The following is a 15,523-nucleotide window of genomic DNA, read 5'->3' as shown; positions in this document are numbered from 1 at the left end:
GCAACCGCTCTTTTCAGCCATCCTTGCTGCCGGTAAAGCGGAAATGGTCGAACTCCGGCTTGCGCGAGCGTGTCCAGAAGTCAAGCAGGCGGAACGGCCATGAAATCACGATCCGTCCCTTGCTGTTCTTGAAATTATTCTTCGCCTTAGGATGCGCCCAGACCATCCGCTGCGCCTGCGCCTGCACCACTTCGTTGAACTGGTCGGTCGCTTCCTGCAACGGCTCCATGGCCGATGCGCCGCGTTCCACCATCTCGTCCAGGCATTCGATGATATAGTGGATCTGCGCTTCGGCGAGCAGGTTGATACCCGCGCCATGGTTGGGGCCACTGTTCGGGCCATGGATCTGGAAATAGTTGGGAAAACCCGGCGCCATCGTGCCGAAATAGCCCACCGGGTCCTCATCACCCCATTCTTCACCAAGATTGCGGCCATTAAGGCCGATGATCTCCAGGTCGCCGGCGAGCTTCTTGAGCGTATAGCCGGTCGCGGTGATGATCACGTCATATTCCTGCTCCTCGCCATCGGCGGTGCGAATGCCGCGCGGCGTGATGCGTTCGATCTGGCGGTCCTCCAGCTTGACATTGTCGCGCATGAACATATCGAACCAGCCAGCGTCCATGATCGGACGCTTCGAAAAGACCGGAGAGTCCGGCGTCAGCTTTTCGATAAGGTCGGGACGCCCGGCGAGCTTCGCCTCAAGATGACCCTGCGCCCACTGGCGCGCCATGTCGTTGGCGAACGATATCGCGGTTGGATTGCCTTCCCATTCCGGGTCCATGACAAGCCCCGGCCACAGGCCGTCCGATGCCGTCCAATAGACATAAAAACGCATATATTCGGTAAAGCGCGGAATATGGCGAACGGCCCACCGTACATCCTCCGGCACCTTGACCGCGCCAGCCAGCGGGGCGGGCAGCACCCAGTGGCGCGAACGCATATAGACGGTCAGTTCATCGACCTGCGGAGCGATCGACGGGCCGATCTGCGCGCCGCTGGCGCCAGTGCCGATCATCGCGACCTTCTTGCCCGTAACATCGAAATCGACGTCCCAGGCCGCGCTGTGCATCAGCTTGCCCTTGAAGTCGTGCAGGCCGGGAATCTTGGGCCATTCCCAACGATGCAGCGGGCCATGCGCGGTGAGGATGGCATTGAAGGATTCGGTTTGCTCGACGCCATCCTTGCCGATCAGCGTGACATGCCACAGCTTCGCGGCGTCATCCCAGCGCAGCGTCGTGACCTTCGTTTCGAAGCGGATCTTGTCGCGAATGCCATATTTGTGGGAGACTCCGACCAGATAGTCCTGCATCTCGTGGCCGAGCGGCGAATAGGTGGTCCATTCGCGGTTGAGTTCGAACGAGTAGCTGTAGAAATAGCTTGGCGTGTCGACACCCGCACCGGGATAGCGGGCAAGATACCAGGTGCCGCCGACTTCGGGATTCTTGTCGACCACCACATAGTCGTAACCGGCCTCGCGCAGCTTGATCGCAGCCGCCATGCCGCTAAGGCCCGCGCCGATGATCAGCATCCTGAAATCGGCCGGAATCTTGTTCCGCGCTGGCTTGGCGGAATAATCCGGCTGCGGGCCAAGGCCGCTCTGTTCCAGCAGCAGCGGCACGAACTCGGCCTCGATCGGCTCGCCCATGCCGACGCTCATGATCTTCGCATAAAGGGCAGGCGGCAGTTCCGCCTCCTCGCCAGCACCCGGCGTCGTCAGCACGTGGCGCATCTTCTCGCGCAGTTCCGCCACCAGATCGTCGGGAGCAGTCGGCTGCTGCCCGGTGCTGAGCGGCGGAATGTGCGGCGCGAACTTGTCCAGCATCGCCTCGTCATGGCTCAGATGGACATAGGTCATCAGCAAAACCGGAAGATCGACTGCGGCCAGCGCGCGGCGAAGTTCAGGGCTATCCTGCAACGTAAGGTGCGGAGCATCGCTGGCGCCGATGTCGCGCGAGGGAGCAGATGTAGCCAAGTCCAATATCCTTTCACTTCAACGTCGCCGGAGATCCGCGCCCCAGGCAAGGGAGCAGCAGCATGCCGGTAATCTCAAATCCCATTGCGGCAGGCGCGAGTCATGAAACTCGTCCCGCGAACGCAACAGCCGTTGTAATATCGCTGCCAACCGGTGCGATCATTGCAAATGCCAGCCATGACCTATGCCCGTTAAGCATAGGTCATGGCGCGGGCGGCAATGCTGTCTGTAACCGTGTCCGCCGGTCAGCGCTACGCCTTGCGCCTGATCTTCACGACGACATCGCCCTGCGCGCCGCTGACGAGCAGGCGGGATGAGCCCGGCTTCGTCTCATAACGGGCATTTGCGACCTCGACATCATAGCCCTTGGGATAATGGAGTTGCGGCACGAAGATTTCCGTGGGGGCCTGAATGCTCGGGTCCGCCTTGAACCGATATTCGAAGTCGCCCGATGCCGGATCGAAGCGGATCGACACCGGCGTACCCGCCGTGGCGGCAGGATAGGGGCGGACGACCTGTTTCAGCGCGCGTCCGCCCGAATTGATGTCGGCCGGATCATGCCGCTGATCCAGGCTGTAGATGGAAAGGTCTTCCTCGCTCCACCCGTCCCCGTCGGCGTTATTATTGTCGGCCGTATAATTCCAGATGAGGTAGGAGACGAGCTTTTCGTCCAGCGTCTGGTACATCAGGCCGGTCAGCGTTTCCTGCGCGCTGAAATCCCCCGTCTTGTAGGCATGCTTGCCGTTCAGATCATAGGGGATGCCGGTTTCGCCGATCAGCGTGGGCAGATCGCCATATTGCTTGGCCAGGTCGATCAGGCTGCCCACCCTGGCGCGGTAATCGCCCAGCACGGCCTCCCGCCCCTCCAGACGCACTTCCTTCGGGCTTGGCCAGCCCTGCATGGCGTAGGTGACGTTGGGCTCGTAGCGCTTGCTCATCAGCACCACGCCATCATACCAGTGCGGCTGGCTGACCATGCCCGGCAGGTTGAGCGTCAGGTCGGAAAGCTTGCCCACGGCGGGCTGCTGGAGGATCAGCGTATCGGGCGCCACTTCCCGCACTTCCATGGCGATCCGGCGCTGGAGCGCGGCGACATAGGGCACATGATCGGCGGGCTTCCCATTCACCGTCGCAAAATAATCCGGTTTCAGCAGCCTGGGCTTGCCGTTCACCACGTCCCACACGCCATAGCTCCGCCAGATGTCGGTGACGCCCTTCGCCCACAGGCGATTGACCGGCACGCTCGGCTTTTCCGGCGCATAGCCCGATGCGGCGAGCATCAGGTCCCAATAGCTGGGCACCAGCTTGTCCGGGGCGGAATGCTTGCCGACGAAGGCCATGAAGAATTCAGGCTCACGCAGATCCTTGACGCCGATATAGCCGTGATTGGGCTCATTATAGGTGTCGTAGGCGATGACATTGGGCAGGCCGCGCATGGTCAGCGCCACTTGCTTGATCGCGCCGACATAATGGCTCTGCAACCATTGCTGCACAGGCACGCCATCCACCTTCAACCCCGGCGCGAAATCATTGCCCGCCCAGAAAAGCGTATCCATCATGTTGACCGAAAAGCGCGCCGCGGTGGGCGGCCAGTAACCCGGCCCGCGTGGAGGCTGCTTGTGCGGCGCGCCGGGTTCGTTTGTCCGGTCGGGCCCCAGGCCCAGCTTGGTCACCGTCCAATAGGGCGCGCCGTCCCCGCCGGTCGCGCGGGAATAGAAATCCTGGTGAAGGTCGATGATGAAGTTCATGCCATATTGCTGGCCCCGCTTCACCACTTCACGCAGATAGTCGAGATAGGCCTGGTCATATTTGCCCGGTCCTTCATGCTCGACGGCTTCCCACATGATGATCAGCCGGATGGTCGTGAGGCCCCAGCCTTGCAGCCGCCGGAAATGCTCGTCCGCGTCCGCCAGCGGGAAGGGGCGGCCGACATAGGAAACGGTGCGGGGGTCTTCCGATTTCCTGTAGGGCACTTTGCTGGAACCGCCCAGATTCACCCCCCGCAGCATGAGCGTGCGGCCCTGCGGATCCTTGAACGCGGTGCCCTCCGTGCGAACGGCGTTGGCGGCCAGTGCGGGCGACAGGCCAGCGGACAGACAGACGGTTGCCAGTGCAGTCAGCAATTTTCGCATCACTTCCCCTATATGCTTGTCTTGGCCATTGCTTGGTGCGGCGACGAAGATCGCCCGGCCATCCCCGGCATGCTGCCGGAGGATCGATCGTCACTTTGCTGGCGCGGGCAGGCAAAGAGAAATGAAATTCCTGTTTTCTGCTATGCTTGCCACGACTGTCTTGGCAAAAATATTTCCGGATTGCGAAGATACGCGCCATCATGAAGCGGACTTCGATTCAGGCATGATGCCCTTTGGCGCGAACCGGACTGTCAGGAGAATGATGTGAATGAAGCGGCCGGAGTTCCTGTCCATATTCTTCAGACCACGCCGTTGCTGCCCATCGCCGACGCGCTGCTGAAGGACAGGTTCACCGTTCATCGCCTGTGGGAGCAGGAGGACGCCGCCCGCTATCTGGAGGAGATCGGGCCTGGGATCAGGGGGATTGCGACGACCCATCAGTTCGGGGCGGTGAACAGGATTCTCGACCAGCTTCCCAATGCCCGGATCATATCCAGCTTTGGCGTGGGCTATGAACATATCGATGCCGAAGATGCCGCGCGGCGGGGCATAGTGGTCACCAACACGCCCGATGTGCTCGACGATGATGTCGCCGATCTCGCGCTTGCCCTGACCTTGGCCACGCTGCGGCAGATCCCGCAGGCCGATCGTCATGTCCGCAGCGGGCGCTGGCTTTCGGGCCCATATCCGCTCACCCCGACGCTGCGCGGACGCACCGTCGGTATCCTTGGCATGGGGCGCATCGGCAGGGCGATCGCGCGGCGGTTCGAAGGGTTCGGCGTGGACATCGCCTATCATGCCCGTCACCGGCAGGACGGGCTGGGCTACGCCTATCACGACAGCGCCGTGGCGCTGGCCGCCGCATCCGATCTTCTGGTCGTCATCGTGCCGGGGGAGCCGCCACGCGGCATCTGGTCGATACGCAAGTGCTGAACGCGTTGGGGCCTCAGGGCGTCCTGATCAACGTCGCGCGCGGCAGCGTCGTGGACGAAGCGGCCCTTGTCGAAGCGCTTGAGGAAGGGCGGATATTGGCTGCGGGACTCGACGTCTATCAGGATGAACCGAATGTCCCCGCCCGGCTGCTGGCAATGGACCAGCTCGTCCTGTTGCCGCATGTCGGCTCCGCGACCGTGCATACGCGCAACGCCATGGCCAGGCTGGTGGCGGACAATCTGCTCAGCTGGTTTGACGGCAAAGGCCCGCTGACCCCGGTCCCGGAATCACGCGCCGTCCTGGAGGGAATGACGCACTCCAATCTGATAAAATGACAATAGTTTAATATTTAAATTGAGATATTGCCCGTCGAGCTTTAATCCGATTTGATACGGGCGCAAAGCATATAGAACACTCAGGAGAGGCAAGTCCTTGACGACCGTAATGGCGCACCATGACCAGCCCGTGGAAGTCGTTGGCAGCGCGACGCCATCGGCCACTTCTCCACCGCCGCTATCAGCAACGCTGGGCGCTCCGGCAGCGCCCGGACTGCCCCTTTCGCTGAAGGATTATGAACCGCTCGCCCGGCGGCGCCTGCCGCGCGCGCTGTTCGGCTATATATCGGGCGCGTGCGAAGACAACTGCTCCATGACCGGCAATCGCGCCGCGCTGCAACGGCTTTTGCTGGTCACGCGCGTGCTCCGCGACGTGTCGTCCCGCGACTTTTCCCGGACGCTGTTCGGCAGGACGTGGGCAGCGCCGTTCGGCATCGCGCCGATGGGCCTGTCGGCGATGATGGCTTATCGCGGCGACACGATGCTCGCCCGCGCGGCTCGCGCCGAACGGATACCGATGATCATGAGTTCGACCTCGCTCGTTCCCTTGGAGGAAGTCGCGAGCGCGGCGCCCGGATCATGGTATCAGGCCTATCTGCCCGCCGACCATGACTGGATAGAGCCGATGGTCGGCCGCATCAGCCGCGCGGGCTATGAAACGCTGGTGCTGACCGTCGATGTGCCGGTGAACGCCAATCGCGAAAATCTCGTCAAATGCGGCTTCACCATTCCGCTGCGCCCTTCCTTGCGCCTGGCCTTTGACGGCATCAGCCATCCGGTCTGGCTGACCAAAGTCTTCGCCCGCACCTTGCTGCGCCATGGCATGCCGCGCTTCGTCAATGCCAAGCCAAGCGGCGGCGAGCCCATATTGTCCCGCCATGTGGATCGTGAATTCGGGCAGCGCGACCGGCTGACATGGGGCAGCGTCGCCGAAATCCGCCGCCGCTGGAAGGGCAATCTGGTCATCAAGGGCATATTGCACCCCGAAGACGCGAAGCTGGCGCGCGCCGCCGGAGTCGACGGCATCATCGTTTCCAACCATGGCGGGCGGCAGTTGGACAGCGCGATCGCCTCGCTCGATGCGCTGCCGCGCGTACTGGACGCGGCCGGGACGATGCCGGTCATGATAGATGGCGGTTTCCGCCGGGGGAGCGAGGTCATGAAGGCGCTGGCGCTCGGCGCGCAGATGGTCTTCATTGGCCGCCCTTTCCTCTATGCGGCGGCGGTTGGCGGCGAAGAGGGCGTGGCTCATGCGATCCGGCTGGTGAAGGCGGAGATCGACCGGAACATGGCGATGATGGGCGTCAGCACCATCGGCGAGTTGAACCGGGACTTTCTTCACGCGGTGGTCTAGCGAGGGCCGATGCCGCTGCTGTGGCAAGCTATGCCTCCATGGCATGATAGAACCAGCTTCCTGTTAATATACGGCAATGGCCAGGCGGGTTAGTGCCGCCTCATCCGGGTCACGCAGAAGAGACGATTTTCATGGATATGACCGCTAACGAAGCCAGCTTCCCCGACCTGCGCGAAGGGGTGCGCCGACTGTGCGCGCAGTTCCCTGGCAGCTACTGGCAGGAACTGGACCGCGATCGCCGTTATCCGTCCGAATTCGTCTCCACCCTTGCCAGCGAAGGCTGGCTGTCGGTCCTCATCCCGGAAGAATTTGGCGGGTCCGGGCTGGGCCTGAGCGCGGCGGCGGCGGTGCTGGAGGAAGTTCATCGTTCCGGCTGCAACGGCGGCGCGGCCCATGCGCAAATGTATACGATGGGCACTTTGCTGCGCCATGGCTCCCCCGGTCAGAAGGCGAAATATCTGCCCTCCATCGCCAGCGGCGACCTGCGGTTGCAGGCGTTCGGCGTGACGGAGCCGACCAGCGGCACCGACACGACGCGTATCCGCACCTTCGCCCGCCGAGACGGCGATCATTATCTCGTCAACGGTCAGAAGATCTGGATCAGCCGCGCCGAACATTCCGACCTGATGGTGCTGCTCGTCCGCACCACGCCCAGGGAAGAATGCGCCAAGCCGTCGGACGGCATCAGCGTGCTGCTGGTCGACATGCGCGAAGCGGTGGGCAATGGGCTCACGATCCGCCCGATCCGCACGATGCTGAACCATGCCACGACCGAACTCTTCTTCGACGACCTCAAGGTCCCGGCGGAAAATATGATCGGGGAGGAAGGAAAGGGCTTCCGCTACATCCTGTCCGGCATGAATGCGGAGCGTATCCTGATCGCCGCCGAATGCATTGGTGACGCGCGCTTCTTCATCGATCGCGCCAGCGCCTATGCGAAGGAACGATCGGTGTTCGGCCGTCCGATCGGACAGAATCAGGGCATCCAGTTTCCCATCGCGCGCGCCTATGTGCAGATGACGGCAGCGGCGAAGATGGTTGACCATGCGGCGCTTCTCTACGACACCGGGAAGCAACCGGGCACGGAAGCGAACATGGCTAAGATGCTGGCGTCCGAAGCATCCTGGTTCGCGGCCGATATGTGCGTCCAGATCCATGGCGGGTTCGGCTTCGCGGAAGAATATGATATAGAGCGTAAATTCCGCGAAACCCGGCTGTATCAGGTGGCGCCGATTTCCACCAACCTGATCCTCAGCCATGTCGCCACTCACGTCCTTGGCCTGCCTAAGAGCTTCTGATGCCGGACTCGCTCAAGGACATTCTCGTCATTTCGCTGGAGCAGGCGGTCGCCGCTCCCCTCTGCACGTCCCGGCTTGCGGAAGCGGGCGCGCGTGTCATCAAATTGGAGCGGGCGGAGGGCGATTTCGCGCGCGGCTATGACCATGCCGTCCATGGCGAGAGCGCCTATTTCGTGTGGCTGAACCGGGGCAAGGAGTCCGTGCGGGTCGATGTGAAGGACCCCGCCGACCGGCACTTGATCGAGAAGATGCTCGCGCGCGCTGATATATTCGTCCAGAATCTCGCTCCGGGGGCGGCGGCGCGGCTGGGGCTGGGTTCGTCCGAACTGCGCGCGCGCTATCCGCGTCTGATCACCTGCGACATCACCGGCTATGGCGAGGACGGGCCTGCGGCGGGGATGAAGGCGTATGATTTCCTCATTCAGTGCGAGGCCGGACTTGCCAGCATAACGGGCAATGAGGCGGGCGCTGCCCGCGTCGGGGTCTCCGTCGCCGACATCGCCTGTGGAATGAACGCGCACGCCGCCATCCTACAGGCGCTGATCGAGCGGGAGCGATCGGGCACCGGGCGCGGCGTCGCCGTGTCGCTGTTCGATTCCCTGGCGGACTGGATGGCCGTTCCGCTGCTCCATCACGACTATGCAGGCAAGGCGCCCGGCCGCGTGGGACTGCGCCATCCTTCCATCGCTCCCTATGGGGCCTTCCGGGCAGGCGACGGAGTGGACCTCGTCATCTCGATACAGAATGAGCGGGAGTGGGCGAAATTCTGCGCGCTCGTGCTGGAGCATCCCGATCTTGCCCGCGATCCGCGCTTCGCCAGCAACAGTCTGCGCTGCGAAAATCGCGGCGCGCTTGAGCAGCATATCTCCGCGCTGTTCGCCTCTTTGCCCGCCGAAACGATCATCACGCGGTTCGAGGCCGCGGGCACGGCATGGGCACGCCTGAACGGCGTCGACGGCCTTTCACGCCACAGCCAGCTTCGCCGGGTCGAAGGGCAGACGCCAAGCGGCCCTGTATCCCTGCCTGCTCCACCTGTCCGGTGGAATGATGAACGGCCGGTAACACGCTCCGTCCCGGCCTTGGGCGAGCATGACGAGACGGTCAGGGCGGAATTCCGCTGAACGATGCGTGACGATCAATATTGCAGTTGCGCGCGCCACAATCCCTGCTGGACAAGGTCGCGTATCTCTTCGCGCAGCAGGCGTATCACCGTCTGAGCGGCGCGCGAAAGCTGGTGCTGGTCGGAAGACCCCAGCACCAGTTGGCGCATGATCGTAGGCTCCGCCAGCGGCGCATATTTCAGGCGGCCCGCTTCGACTTCATGGCGGACCGCTGAGAAGGGCAGGGTCGTATAGCCAAGGCCGAGCTCCGCTATCTCCTTGAGCACCAGAAATGAGTCCGCCTCGAACTTCACCTTCAGCATAGCCTTCGCTTTGTTCGCGGCATTTTCTATGACCATGCGCAGCCCATGGGGCTGGCTGGGAAGCGCGAGCGGCAAGTCTGACAGGGCACGGACAGGCACGGGACGCGCCGGATCAAGATCACAACTGCCCGACCCGACCAGCATCAGCTGTTCGAACAGCAGATCCTCCACCTTCATCTGAAAATCGGAGGCTGGGCCGTAAAGAAGGGCGGTGTCGATCTCGCCCCGCTGCAACCAGTCGATCAGGTGCCCCGCATAGCCTTCCACGATCCGCAGCGAAATATTGGGCGAATGGCGCGCCACGCGGCTCATCAACCGTCCAGCCAGGATATAGCTGACGGTCGGAGGCAGTCCGAGCGCGACAAGCCCGCCCGCTTCCGCCGCGCGATTTTGCGCGTCGTCCAGCGTCTGCCGGATTTGCCGTAGCGGACCGGCCAGTTTCAGGCGCAATTCCTCCCCTGCGGGGGTCAGGCCCATGCCGCGGCGGTGACGGGCGAACAATTGCGTGCCCAGTTCCACTTCCAGCATGCGCATCTGCCTGCTGAGGGCGGGTTGGGCCACCCGCAACCTGTCCGCCGCGCGGCTGAGCGAGCCAAGTTCGGCGACCCGCAGGAAATTTTCCAGCCGCTTCAAATCCATCTGTGGCAAGCCCCCGAACCTATGCCCGAGGCACATACCTCAAGGCGGAATTGGAAGTATTGCTATAGGGATGCCGCCCTAGATTGCAATTGCGAACGGGAACAACAGGATAGCACGGTAATGGAAATCGCAAGGTCCACAGAGGCCGTTGGGGAGGATGCGGGCTCGCCCTGGGCGCCCATCATTTTCGAAGCGCTGAAAGATGCTGACGTCAAACAGGTCACCTATGTTCCCGATGCCGGACATACGAGGTTGATCGGCATGTGTTCCGATGCGCCGGAGATGGATGCGATGGTACTGACGACCGAAGAGGAGGGGATCGCCGTTGCGGCGGGCGCGTGGCTGGGCGGCCAGCGTTCCGCCATGCTGATGCAGTCGAGCGGCGTTGGCAATTGCGTCAACATGCTGTCGCTGCTGGCCAGTTGCAGGATGCCGTTCCTGACCATCGTCACCATGCGGGGCGAATATCAGGAGTTCAATCCGTGGCAGGTTCCGATGGGGCAGGCGACGCAGCAGGCGCTTGAACTCATGAATGTAATAGTCACCAGAATCGATCGTCTGGAGGATCTGGACAGCCTGGTGCGGTCGGCGGCGGCCATGGCCTTTGATGGAGATCAGGCGGTGGCTGTGCTGCTGTCGCAGCGGCTGCTGGGGGCGAAGAAATGGGTGAAATGATGAGGGAATACCGGCTGGAACGCCGCGCCGCCGTAGCGGAATTGCTGAAGGACCGGGGCGAGATGCTGATCGTCACGGGCCTGGGGTCGCCATCCTATGATGTGTTCGCTGCTGGCGATCATGACGCCAATTTCTATCTGTGGGGCGCGATGGGCGGGGCGGCGCTGACCGGACTTGGACTTGCCGTTGCGCATCCGGAACGACCTGTCGCCGTTTTCACCGGCGATGGTGAATTGCTGATGGGTTTGGGCGGGCTTGCCACCATTGCGGTCAGGGCGCCCAGGAACCTGTCGATCGTCGTGCTCGACAACGGTCATTATGGCGAGACCGGCGGGCAGCTTAGCCATTCGGGTGCGGGCGTCGATCTGGCCGCGGTGGCGAAGGCCGCCGGTTTTCCAGAGGTGATGGACGTCAGCACCCATGAGGGGCTGATCGAAGCGCGATCCGCCGTCGCCACGCCGGGCAGCGGCCCGCGCCTGATCGTCGTCCGCATCGCGCATGAACATACGCCCCGCGCGCTGCCGTCGCGCGACGGCGCGTGGATCAAGAGCCGGTTCCGGGCGCATCTGGGCTTCGTGCCTCAATAGGGGAACAGGGATGGAAGATCAGCGTGAATTTCGCAACATCATCGCCGGGGAGCCGGCCGATGCCCTGAGCGGCGAAACGCTGGTTTCCTATGATCCGTCGACAGGCAAGCCATGGGCAATGGTGCCCCGTTGCGCCGCTGCCGATGTGGACGCCGCCGTCGCCGCCGCGCGCACGGCGTTCCTGTCGCCCGAATGGCGCAACCTGACGGCCACGGCGCGCGGCACGCTGCTCTACCGCCTTGCCGACCTGCTCGAAAGCGAGGGCAAGCGGCTGGCGCAGATCGAGACGCAGGACAATGGCAAGCTGCTGGCGGAGATGACGGCGCAACTCGCCTATCTACCATCCTATTACCGCTATTTCGCGGGGCTGGGGGACAAGATCGAAGGCCGGGTGCTGCCGATCGACAAGCCAGCAATGCATACCTTCACACGGCGCGAGCCGATCGGCGTCGTGGCCTGCATCACGCCCTGGAACTCGCCGCTATTGCTGCTGGCGTGGAAGCTCGCGCCGCTGCTGGCGGCCGGGAATACGGCGGTGATCAAGCCATCGGAACATGCATCCTGTTCGACGCTGGCCTTTGCCGAACTGTTCGCCCGCGCAGGGTTCCCGGCGGGGGTCGTCAACACGGTGACGGGCACGCCGATGGAAACCGGCGTGCCGCTGGTCAATCACCCGGATGTGGCGAAGATCGCCTTCACTGGCGGGGAAGCAGGCGGCATCGCGGTCTATCGCGCGGCGGCGGACAATCTGAAGAAGGTCACGTTGGAGTTGGGCGGCAAGTCGCCGAACATCATCTTTGCGGAGGCCGATCTGGACCGCGCGGTGCTAGGCGCGATTTCGGGTATCTTCGCAGCGTCCGGCCAGACCTGCATCGCGGGGTCGCGCCTGCTCGTCCAGCGCAGCGTGCATGATCAGGTGGTCGACAGGCTTCTCGACATCGCAAAGGGTGCGCGCATCGGCGACCCCGCGCTGGCCGAGACGCAGGTCGGTCCGGTCACGACACAGGACCAGCGCGCGAAGATATTGGACCATATCGCGCGGGCGCGTGAGGCTGGCGCGGAATGTGTCGCGGGCGGCGGCGTTCCGGTGATCGAAGGCCGGGAGGATGGCTGGTTCGTGGAGCCGACGATTTTTACCGGCGTCAACAATGGCATGCCGATCGCACGTGAGGAAGTGTTCGGCCCGGTGCTGGCGGTCATACCCTTTGACGATGAGGAGGAGGCGGTCTCCATCGCCAACGACAGCCCCTATGGACTGGCGGCGGGCGTGTGGACTCAGGATGTCGGCCGCGCGCTGCGCATGTCGGAACGGCTGGAGGCGGGCACCGTGTGGGTGAACACTTATCGGGCGGTGAGCTTCATGGCGCCGTTCGGCGGGTTCAAGCGGAGCGGGATCGGGCGGGAAAGCGGCCAGGTCGCGCTGGATGAATATTTGCAGGACAAGACGGTGTGGATCGATATGGGATCGGCGCCTGTTAATCCGTTTATCATTCGGTAGGATGGACCCGGCTCCCGTTCGCCCTGGATTTGTCGAGAGCATCGGCCACCTTTCAGAAAGAAGTAGAGGGCTTCGACAAGCTCAGGGCGAACGGGCGGGTTGAGGCGAATATTTGCAGCGCTCTGCACGCCTGTCCTAAGGTATCACGATTTCCGTTCCTGCCTTCACGCGATCCAGGGCGATCAGCGAACGATAGCTGGCGACCAGATCATTTTCGGCGAACAGCCGCCGCGTCAGGGTTTCATAGGCGCGCATGTCCGGGGTGATGATCACCAGCATGAAGCTGACGCCGCCCGTGACATAGAAGCATTGCTGCACTTCGGGCGTGCTGCGGAACAGGGACTTGGCGGCGTCCACCGTATCGGCGCGCTCGTCGCGCAGCAGCACCTCCACGATCGAGGTGATGGCCAGCGATAGCGCGGCTGGATCGACGATCGCCACATTGGCGGCGATGATCCCGGCCGCTTCCATGGCCGCGATCCGGCGCTGGACGGCGGCAGTGGACAGGTTCACCGCCTCGGCGATCTTGCGCTGGGGCGTCCTGTTATCCCGCTGAACGATGCGCAGGATAGCGCGGTCGAAGGCGTCCAGTTGACGCGCGGGAGCCGCGATTTTCGTCATCGGGCGAGTATTTGTTGCATTTGGCTGGCCAATTCAGAGCCCCTGTCTCATCCCCATGATGATATATCCCGCTCGTCCATAGCGGAGAAGCAGGAACTCATGATCGATGCAGCACAGCATGGCGGCAAGTCAACTTTGCTGGGCATTGCCTGCGGAGCCGGAGCGGGCGCGCTGTGGGGCCTTGTATTTCTGGCGCCGGAACTGGTCCGCGATTTCGATCCGCTGCTGCTGACGATCGGCCGTTATCTTGCCTTTGGCCTGATTTCGGCCGTGCTGATCGCCCCCCGGATGCGCATGATCGCCGCCAATCTGACGCGGCGGGAATGGGTGGCGCTGGGGTGGCTCGCGCTGACCGGCAACACGCTCTACTATCTGCTGCTGTCGAGCGCGGTGCAGATGGGCGGGATCGCCCTGACGTCGCTGGTCATCGGTTTCCTGCCGGTGGCCGTAACAATCGTCGGCAGCCGGGACCATGGCGCGGTGCCGCTAAGCAGGCTCGCCCCTTCGCTTCTGCTATGCGCGGCGGGCGCTGTCTGCGTCGGTTGGCAAGCGTTGGGAGCGTCCGCATCAACAGCCTCCGGGACACGGCTTGCCGGGCTGCTTTGCGCGATCGGCGCGCTGATTTCATGGACCATCTATGCGGTCGGCAACAGCCGGTGCCTGGTGCGGCTGCATGCGGTGTCCGTGCATGACTGGAACATGCTGACCGGGATCGTGACAGGCGTTCAGACGATCGCGCTGATCCCCCTTGCGCTGCTGTTCACTGACCTGCGCCACGATGGCGCGGCCTGGGCGCATCTTGCCGCCGTGTCGATCGGCGTGGCGGTGCTGGCGTCGGTGATGGGCAATGCGCTGTGGAACCGCATGAGCCGCTTGTTGCCGCTGACGCTGGTGGGGCAGATGATCCTGTTCGAAACGCTGTTCGCGCTGCTCTACGGCTTCGCCTGGGAACAGCGCCTGCCGACGCATTTGGAAGTCGCGGCCTTCATCTGCGTCGTGGCGAGCGTCACCAGTTGCATCGCCGCGCATCGGAAGAAAGACGCCGCCGGGACGCTGGCGGCGCATGCATGAACTGACCCAAGCTCAAGAGGACCAGATGACCGATACGATCACTTTCGACCAATTTCAGGCCGTCGATGTCAGGGTGGGCACGATCATAGCCGTCGATGCCTTTCCCGAAGCGCGCAAGCCAGCATGGAAGCTGACGATCGATCTTGGACCGGACATCGGAACGAAGCGCTCCAGCGCGCAAATCGTGGACCTGTATGAGGCAGACGCTCTTGTCGGGCGGCAGGTGGCCTGCGCCGTCAATCTGGGGTCGCGCCGTATCGGGCCGTTCGTGTCGGAGGTTTTGACGCTGGGCTTTCCTGATGAGAATGGCCGCGTCGTCCTGACCGGACCCGAACGTCCGGTGCCCAACGGCGTCCGCATGTTCTGACGAGCGGCCGGGACCGTTCGGGCGAACGGTCCCGTTCCGCGATCATGCCGCCTGGCTGAAGGCCGAAACCGGCGCGTCCTCTGGATAGATGGCGGGGCGGCCGATATCATAGGCCGCGCTCAACGTCTGGATGAAGACGCCGTCACGCAGCGGATCGGTGGGGGTTTCGATCTCAATGCCCTTGGACCGGACATCCTTGATCAGCATGTCGATCGCCTGCTCATGGGTCAGGTTGTCGCGACCCTCCATATTCTGCTTGAGTTCGGCATAGTCGGAGAAGACTTCGGCCGACCAGTGGACGAGGAAGCGCAGTTCATCCGTGTGGTGGCGAGCGATGACCTGATCGTCATTCTTGAGCAGCCAATAGTCGCGATCGGCCGGATCGCCCGCGAAACGGGTGTCGAAGGTCAGGCCAGCCGGGCGTTGCTGATCGATAGGGCCATTGGCCTCGCCACGATGCATCAGCAACTCATTCTGCACCAGCACGCCGCGATTATAGACGGGCGGCATCAGCCGCTTGGGTTCCTTCAAGGGGCCATCGGGCCAATAGGTGAAGCCGCTGCCCTCATCCCGGCTGAACCAGGTGATGACCTGCGCCATCTTGATCAGATAATCCTT

The 15,523-nt window shown here is 63.0% G+C and carries 12 protein-coding genes and 2 pseudogenes; 9 read left to right on the top strand and 5 right to left on the bottom strand.

Features of this window, described 5'->3' with window-relative positions:
* Positions 1 to 13: 13 nt before the first annotated feature.
* Complete coding sequence (locus tag L288_RS22590) at positions 14 to 1,972, bottom strand: NAD(P)-binding protein (RefSeq protein WP_021236374.1); 1,959 nt, start codon at positions 1,970 to 1,972, stop codon at positions 14 to 16.
* A 251-nt stretch (positions 1,973 to 2,223) separates the two neighbouring features.
* Positions 2,224 to 4,104 (bottom strand): glycoside hydrolase family 5 protein, encoded by a 1,881-nt coding sequence (locus L288_RS22585; RefSeq protein ID WP_021236373.1) that lies wholly within the window; start codon positions 4,102 to 4,104, stop codon positions 2,224 to 2,226.
* 264 nt (positions 4,105 to 4,368) lie between these two features.
* Here L288_RS22585 and L288_RS43720 point away from each other — a divergent pair.
* The 4 genes and pseudogenes from L288_RS43720 (at position 4,369) to L288_RS22565 (ending at position 9,145) form a co-directional block, all read left to right on the top strand.
* A pseudogene (locus L288_RS43720) lies at positions 4,369 to 5,372 on the top strand (2-hydroxyacid dehydrogenase).
* 97 nt (positions 5,373 to 5,469) lie between these two features.
* Positions 5,470 to 6,726: an alpha-hydroxy acid oxidase gene (locus L288_RS22575; protein WP_201766617.1), complete on the top strand. Its 1,257-nt coding sequence runs from the start codon at positions 5,470 to 5,472 to the stop codon at positions 6,724 to 6,726.
* A gap of 131 nt (positions 6,727 to 6,857) precedes the next feature.
* Positions 6,858 to 8,024: an acyl-CoA dehydrogenase family protein gene (locus L288_RS22570; protein WP_021236370.1), complete on the top strand. Its 1,167-nt coding sequence runs from the start codon at positions 6,858 to 6,860 to the stop codon at positions 8,022 to 8,024.
* A complete protein-coding gene (locus tag L288_RS22565; RefSeq protein ID WP_021236369.1) occupies positions 8,024 to 9,145 on the top strand; it encodes a CaiB/BaiF CoA transferase family protein in 1,122 nt (373 codons plus the stop codon). Before L288_RS22570 ends, L288_RS22565 begins: the two co-directional genes overlap by 1 nt.
* Positions 9,146 to 9,159: 14 nt before the next feature.
* Here the strand turns inward: L288_RS22565 and L288_RS22560 are convergent, their stop codons facing one another.
* Positions 9,160 to 10,086 carry a LysR substrate-binding domain-containing protein gene (locus L288_RS22560; protein WP_021236368.1) on the bottom strand — a complete coding sequence of 309 codons (927 nt, stop codon included), beginning with the start codon at positions 10,084 to 10,086 and terminating at the stop codon, positions 9,160 to 9,162.
* Between the two features lie 120 nt (positions 10,087 to 10,206).
* Between L288_RS22560 and L288_RS22555 the strand changes: the two genes are divergently transcribed.
* From L288_RS22555 to L288_RS22545, 3 genes are read left to right on the top strand one after another with little or no spacing between them, the layout of a single operon-like run.
* Positions 10,207 to 10,761: a thiamine pyrophosphate-binding protein gene (locus tag L288_RS22555; protein ID WP_021236367.1), complete on the top strand. Its 555-nt coding sequence runs from the start codon at positions 10,207 to 10,209 to the stop codon at positions 10,759 to 10,761.
* On the top strand, positions 10,758 to 11,348 hold the full coding sequence (locus L288_RS22550; RefSeq protein WP_031303678.1) for a thiamine pyrophosphate-dependent enzyme: 591 nt from the start codon (positions 10,758 to 10,760) through the stop codon (positions 11,346 to 11,348). Before L288_RS22555 ends, L288_RS22550 begins: the two co-directional genes overlap by 4 nt.
* A 10-nt stretch (positions 11,349 to 11,358) precedes the next feature.
* A complete protein-coding gene (locus tag L288_RS22545) occupies positions 11,359 to 12,846 on the top strand; it encodes an aldehyde dehydrogenase (RefSeq protein WP_021236365.1) in 1,488 nt (495 codons plus the stop codon).
* A 135-nt stretch (positions 12,847 to 12,981) separates the two neighbouring features.
* Here the strand turns inward: L288_RS22545 and L288_RS22540 are convergent, their stop codons facing one another.
* Positions 12,982 to 13,467 carry an Lrp/AsnC family transcriptional regulator gene (locus L288_RS22540; protein ID WP_021236364.1) on the bottom strand — a complete coding sequence of 162 codons (486 nt, stop codon included), beginning with the start codon at positions 13,465 to 13,467 and terminating at the stop codon, positions 12,982 to 12,984.
* A 99-nt stretch (positions 13,468 to 13,566) separates the two neighbouring features.
* Between L288_RS22540 and L288_RS22535 the strand changes: the two genes are divergently transcribed.
* Together L288_RS22535 and L288_RS22530 are read left to right on the top strand one after the other, a co-directional pair.
* A complete protein-coding gene (locus L288_RS22535) occupies positions 13,567 to 14,538 on the top strand; it encodes a DMT family transporter (RefSeq protein WP_021236363.1) in 972 nt (323 codons plus the stop codon).
* A gap of 25 nt (positions 14,539 to 14,563) precedes the next feature.
* Entirely contained in the window at positions 14,564 to 14,905 is a 342-nt protein-coding gene (locus L288_RS22530) for a tRNA-binding protein (RefSeq protein WP_031303677.1), read from the top strand.
* A gap of 42 nt (positions 14,906 to 14,947) precedes the next feature.
* On the opposite strand, the pseudogene L288_RS22525 reads toward L288_RS22530, so the two are convergent.
* Positions 14,948 to 15,523, bottom strand: a pseudogene (locus L288_RS22525) (hypothetical protein); the annotation flags it as partial.

Source organism: Sphingobium quisquiliarum P25 (genome assembly GCF_000445065.1).
In the GTDB taxonomy this organism is placed as follows: Bacteria; Pseudomonadota; Alphaproteobacteria; order Sphingomonadales; family Sphingomonadaceae; genus Sphingobium; species Sphingobium quisquiliarum.
This window is presented reverse-complemented; position numbering and strand designations above follow the sequence as displayed.

What these genes read in the sequence shown, in the direction of transcription:
- L288_RS22550 (WP_031303678.1), top strand. Translation starts at nt 10,758, where the DNA reads ATGATGAGGGAATACCGGCTGGAACGCCGCGCCGCCGTAGCGGAATTG.
- L288_RS22585 (WP_021236373.1), bottom strand. Translation starts at nt 4,104, where the DNA reads ATGCGAAAATTGCTGACTGCACTGGCAACCGTCTGTCTGTCCGCTGGC.
- L288_RS22555 (WP_021236367.1), top strand. Translation starts at nt 10,207, where the DNA reads ATGGAAATCGCAAGGTCCACAGAGGCCGTTGGGGAGGATGCGGGCTCG.
- L288_RS22530 (WP_031303677.1), top strand. Translation starts at nt 14,564, where the DNA reads ATGACCGATACGATCACTTTCGACCAATTTCAGGCCGTCGATGTCAGG.
- L288_RS22535 (WP_021236363.1), top strand. Translation starts at nt 13,567, where the DNA reads ATGATCGATGCAGCACAGCATGGCGGCAAGTCAACTTTGCTGGGCATT.
- L288_RS22565 (WP_021236369.1), top strand. Translation starts at nt 8,024, where the DNA reads ATGCCGGACTCGCTCAAGGACATTCTCGTCATTTCGCTGGAGCAGGCG.
- L288_RS22560 (WP_021236368.1), bottom strand. Translation starts at nt 10,086, where the DNA reads ATGGATTTGAAGCGGCTGGAAAATTTCCTGCGGGTCGCCGAACTTGGC.
- L288_RS22545 (WP_021236365.1), top strand. Translation starts at nt 11,359, where the DNA reads ATGGAAGATCAGCGTGAATTTCGCAACATCATCGCCGGGGAGCCGGCC.
- L288_RS22570 (WP_021236370.1), top strand. Translation starts at nt 6,858, where the DNA reads ATGGATATGACCGCTAACGAAGCCAGCTTCCCCGACCTGCGCGAAGGG.
- L288_RS22540 (WP_021236364.1), bottom strand. Translation starts at nt 13,467, where the DNA reads ATGACGAAAATCGCGGCTCCCGCGCGTCAACTGGACGCCTTCGACCGC.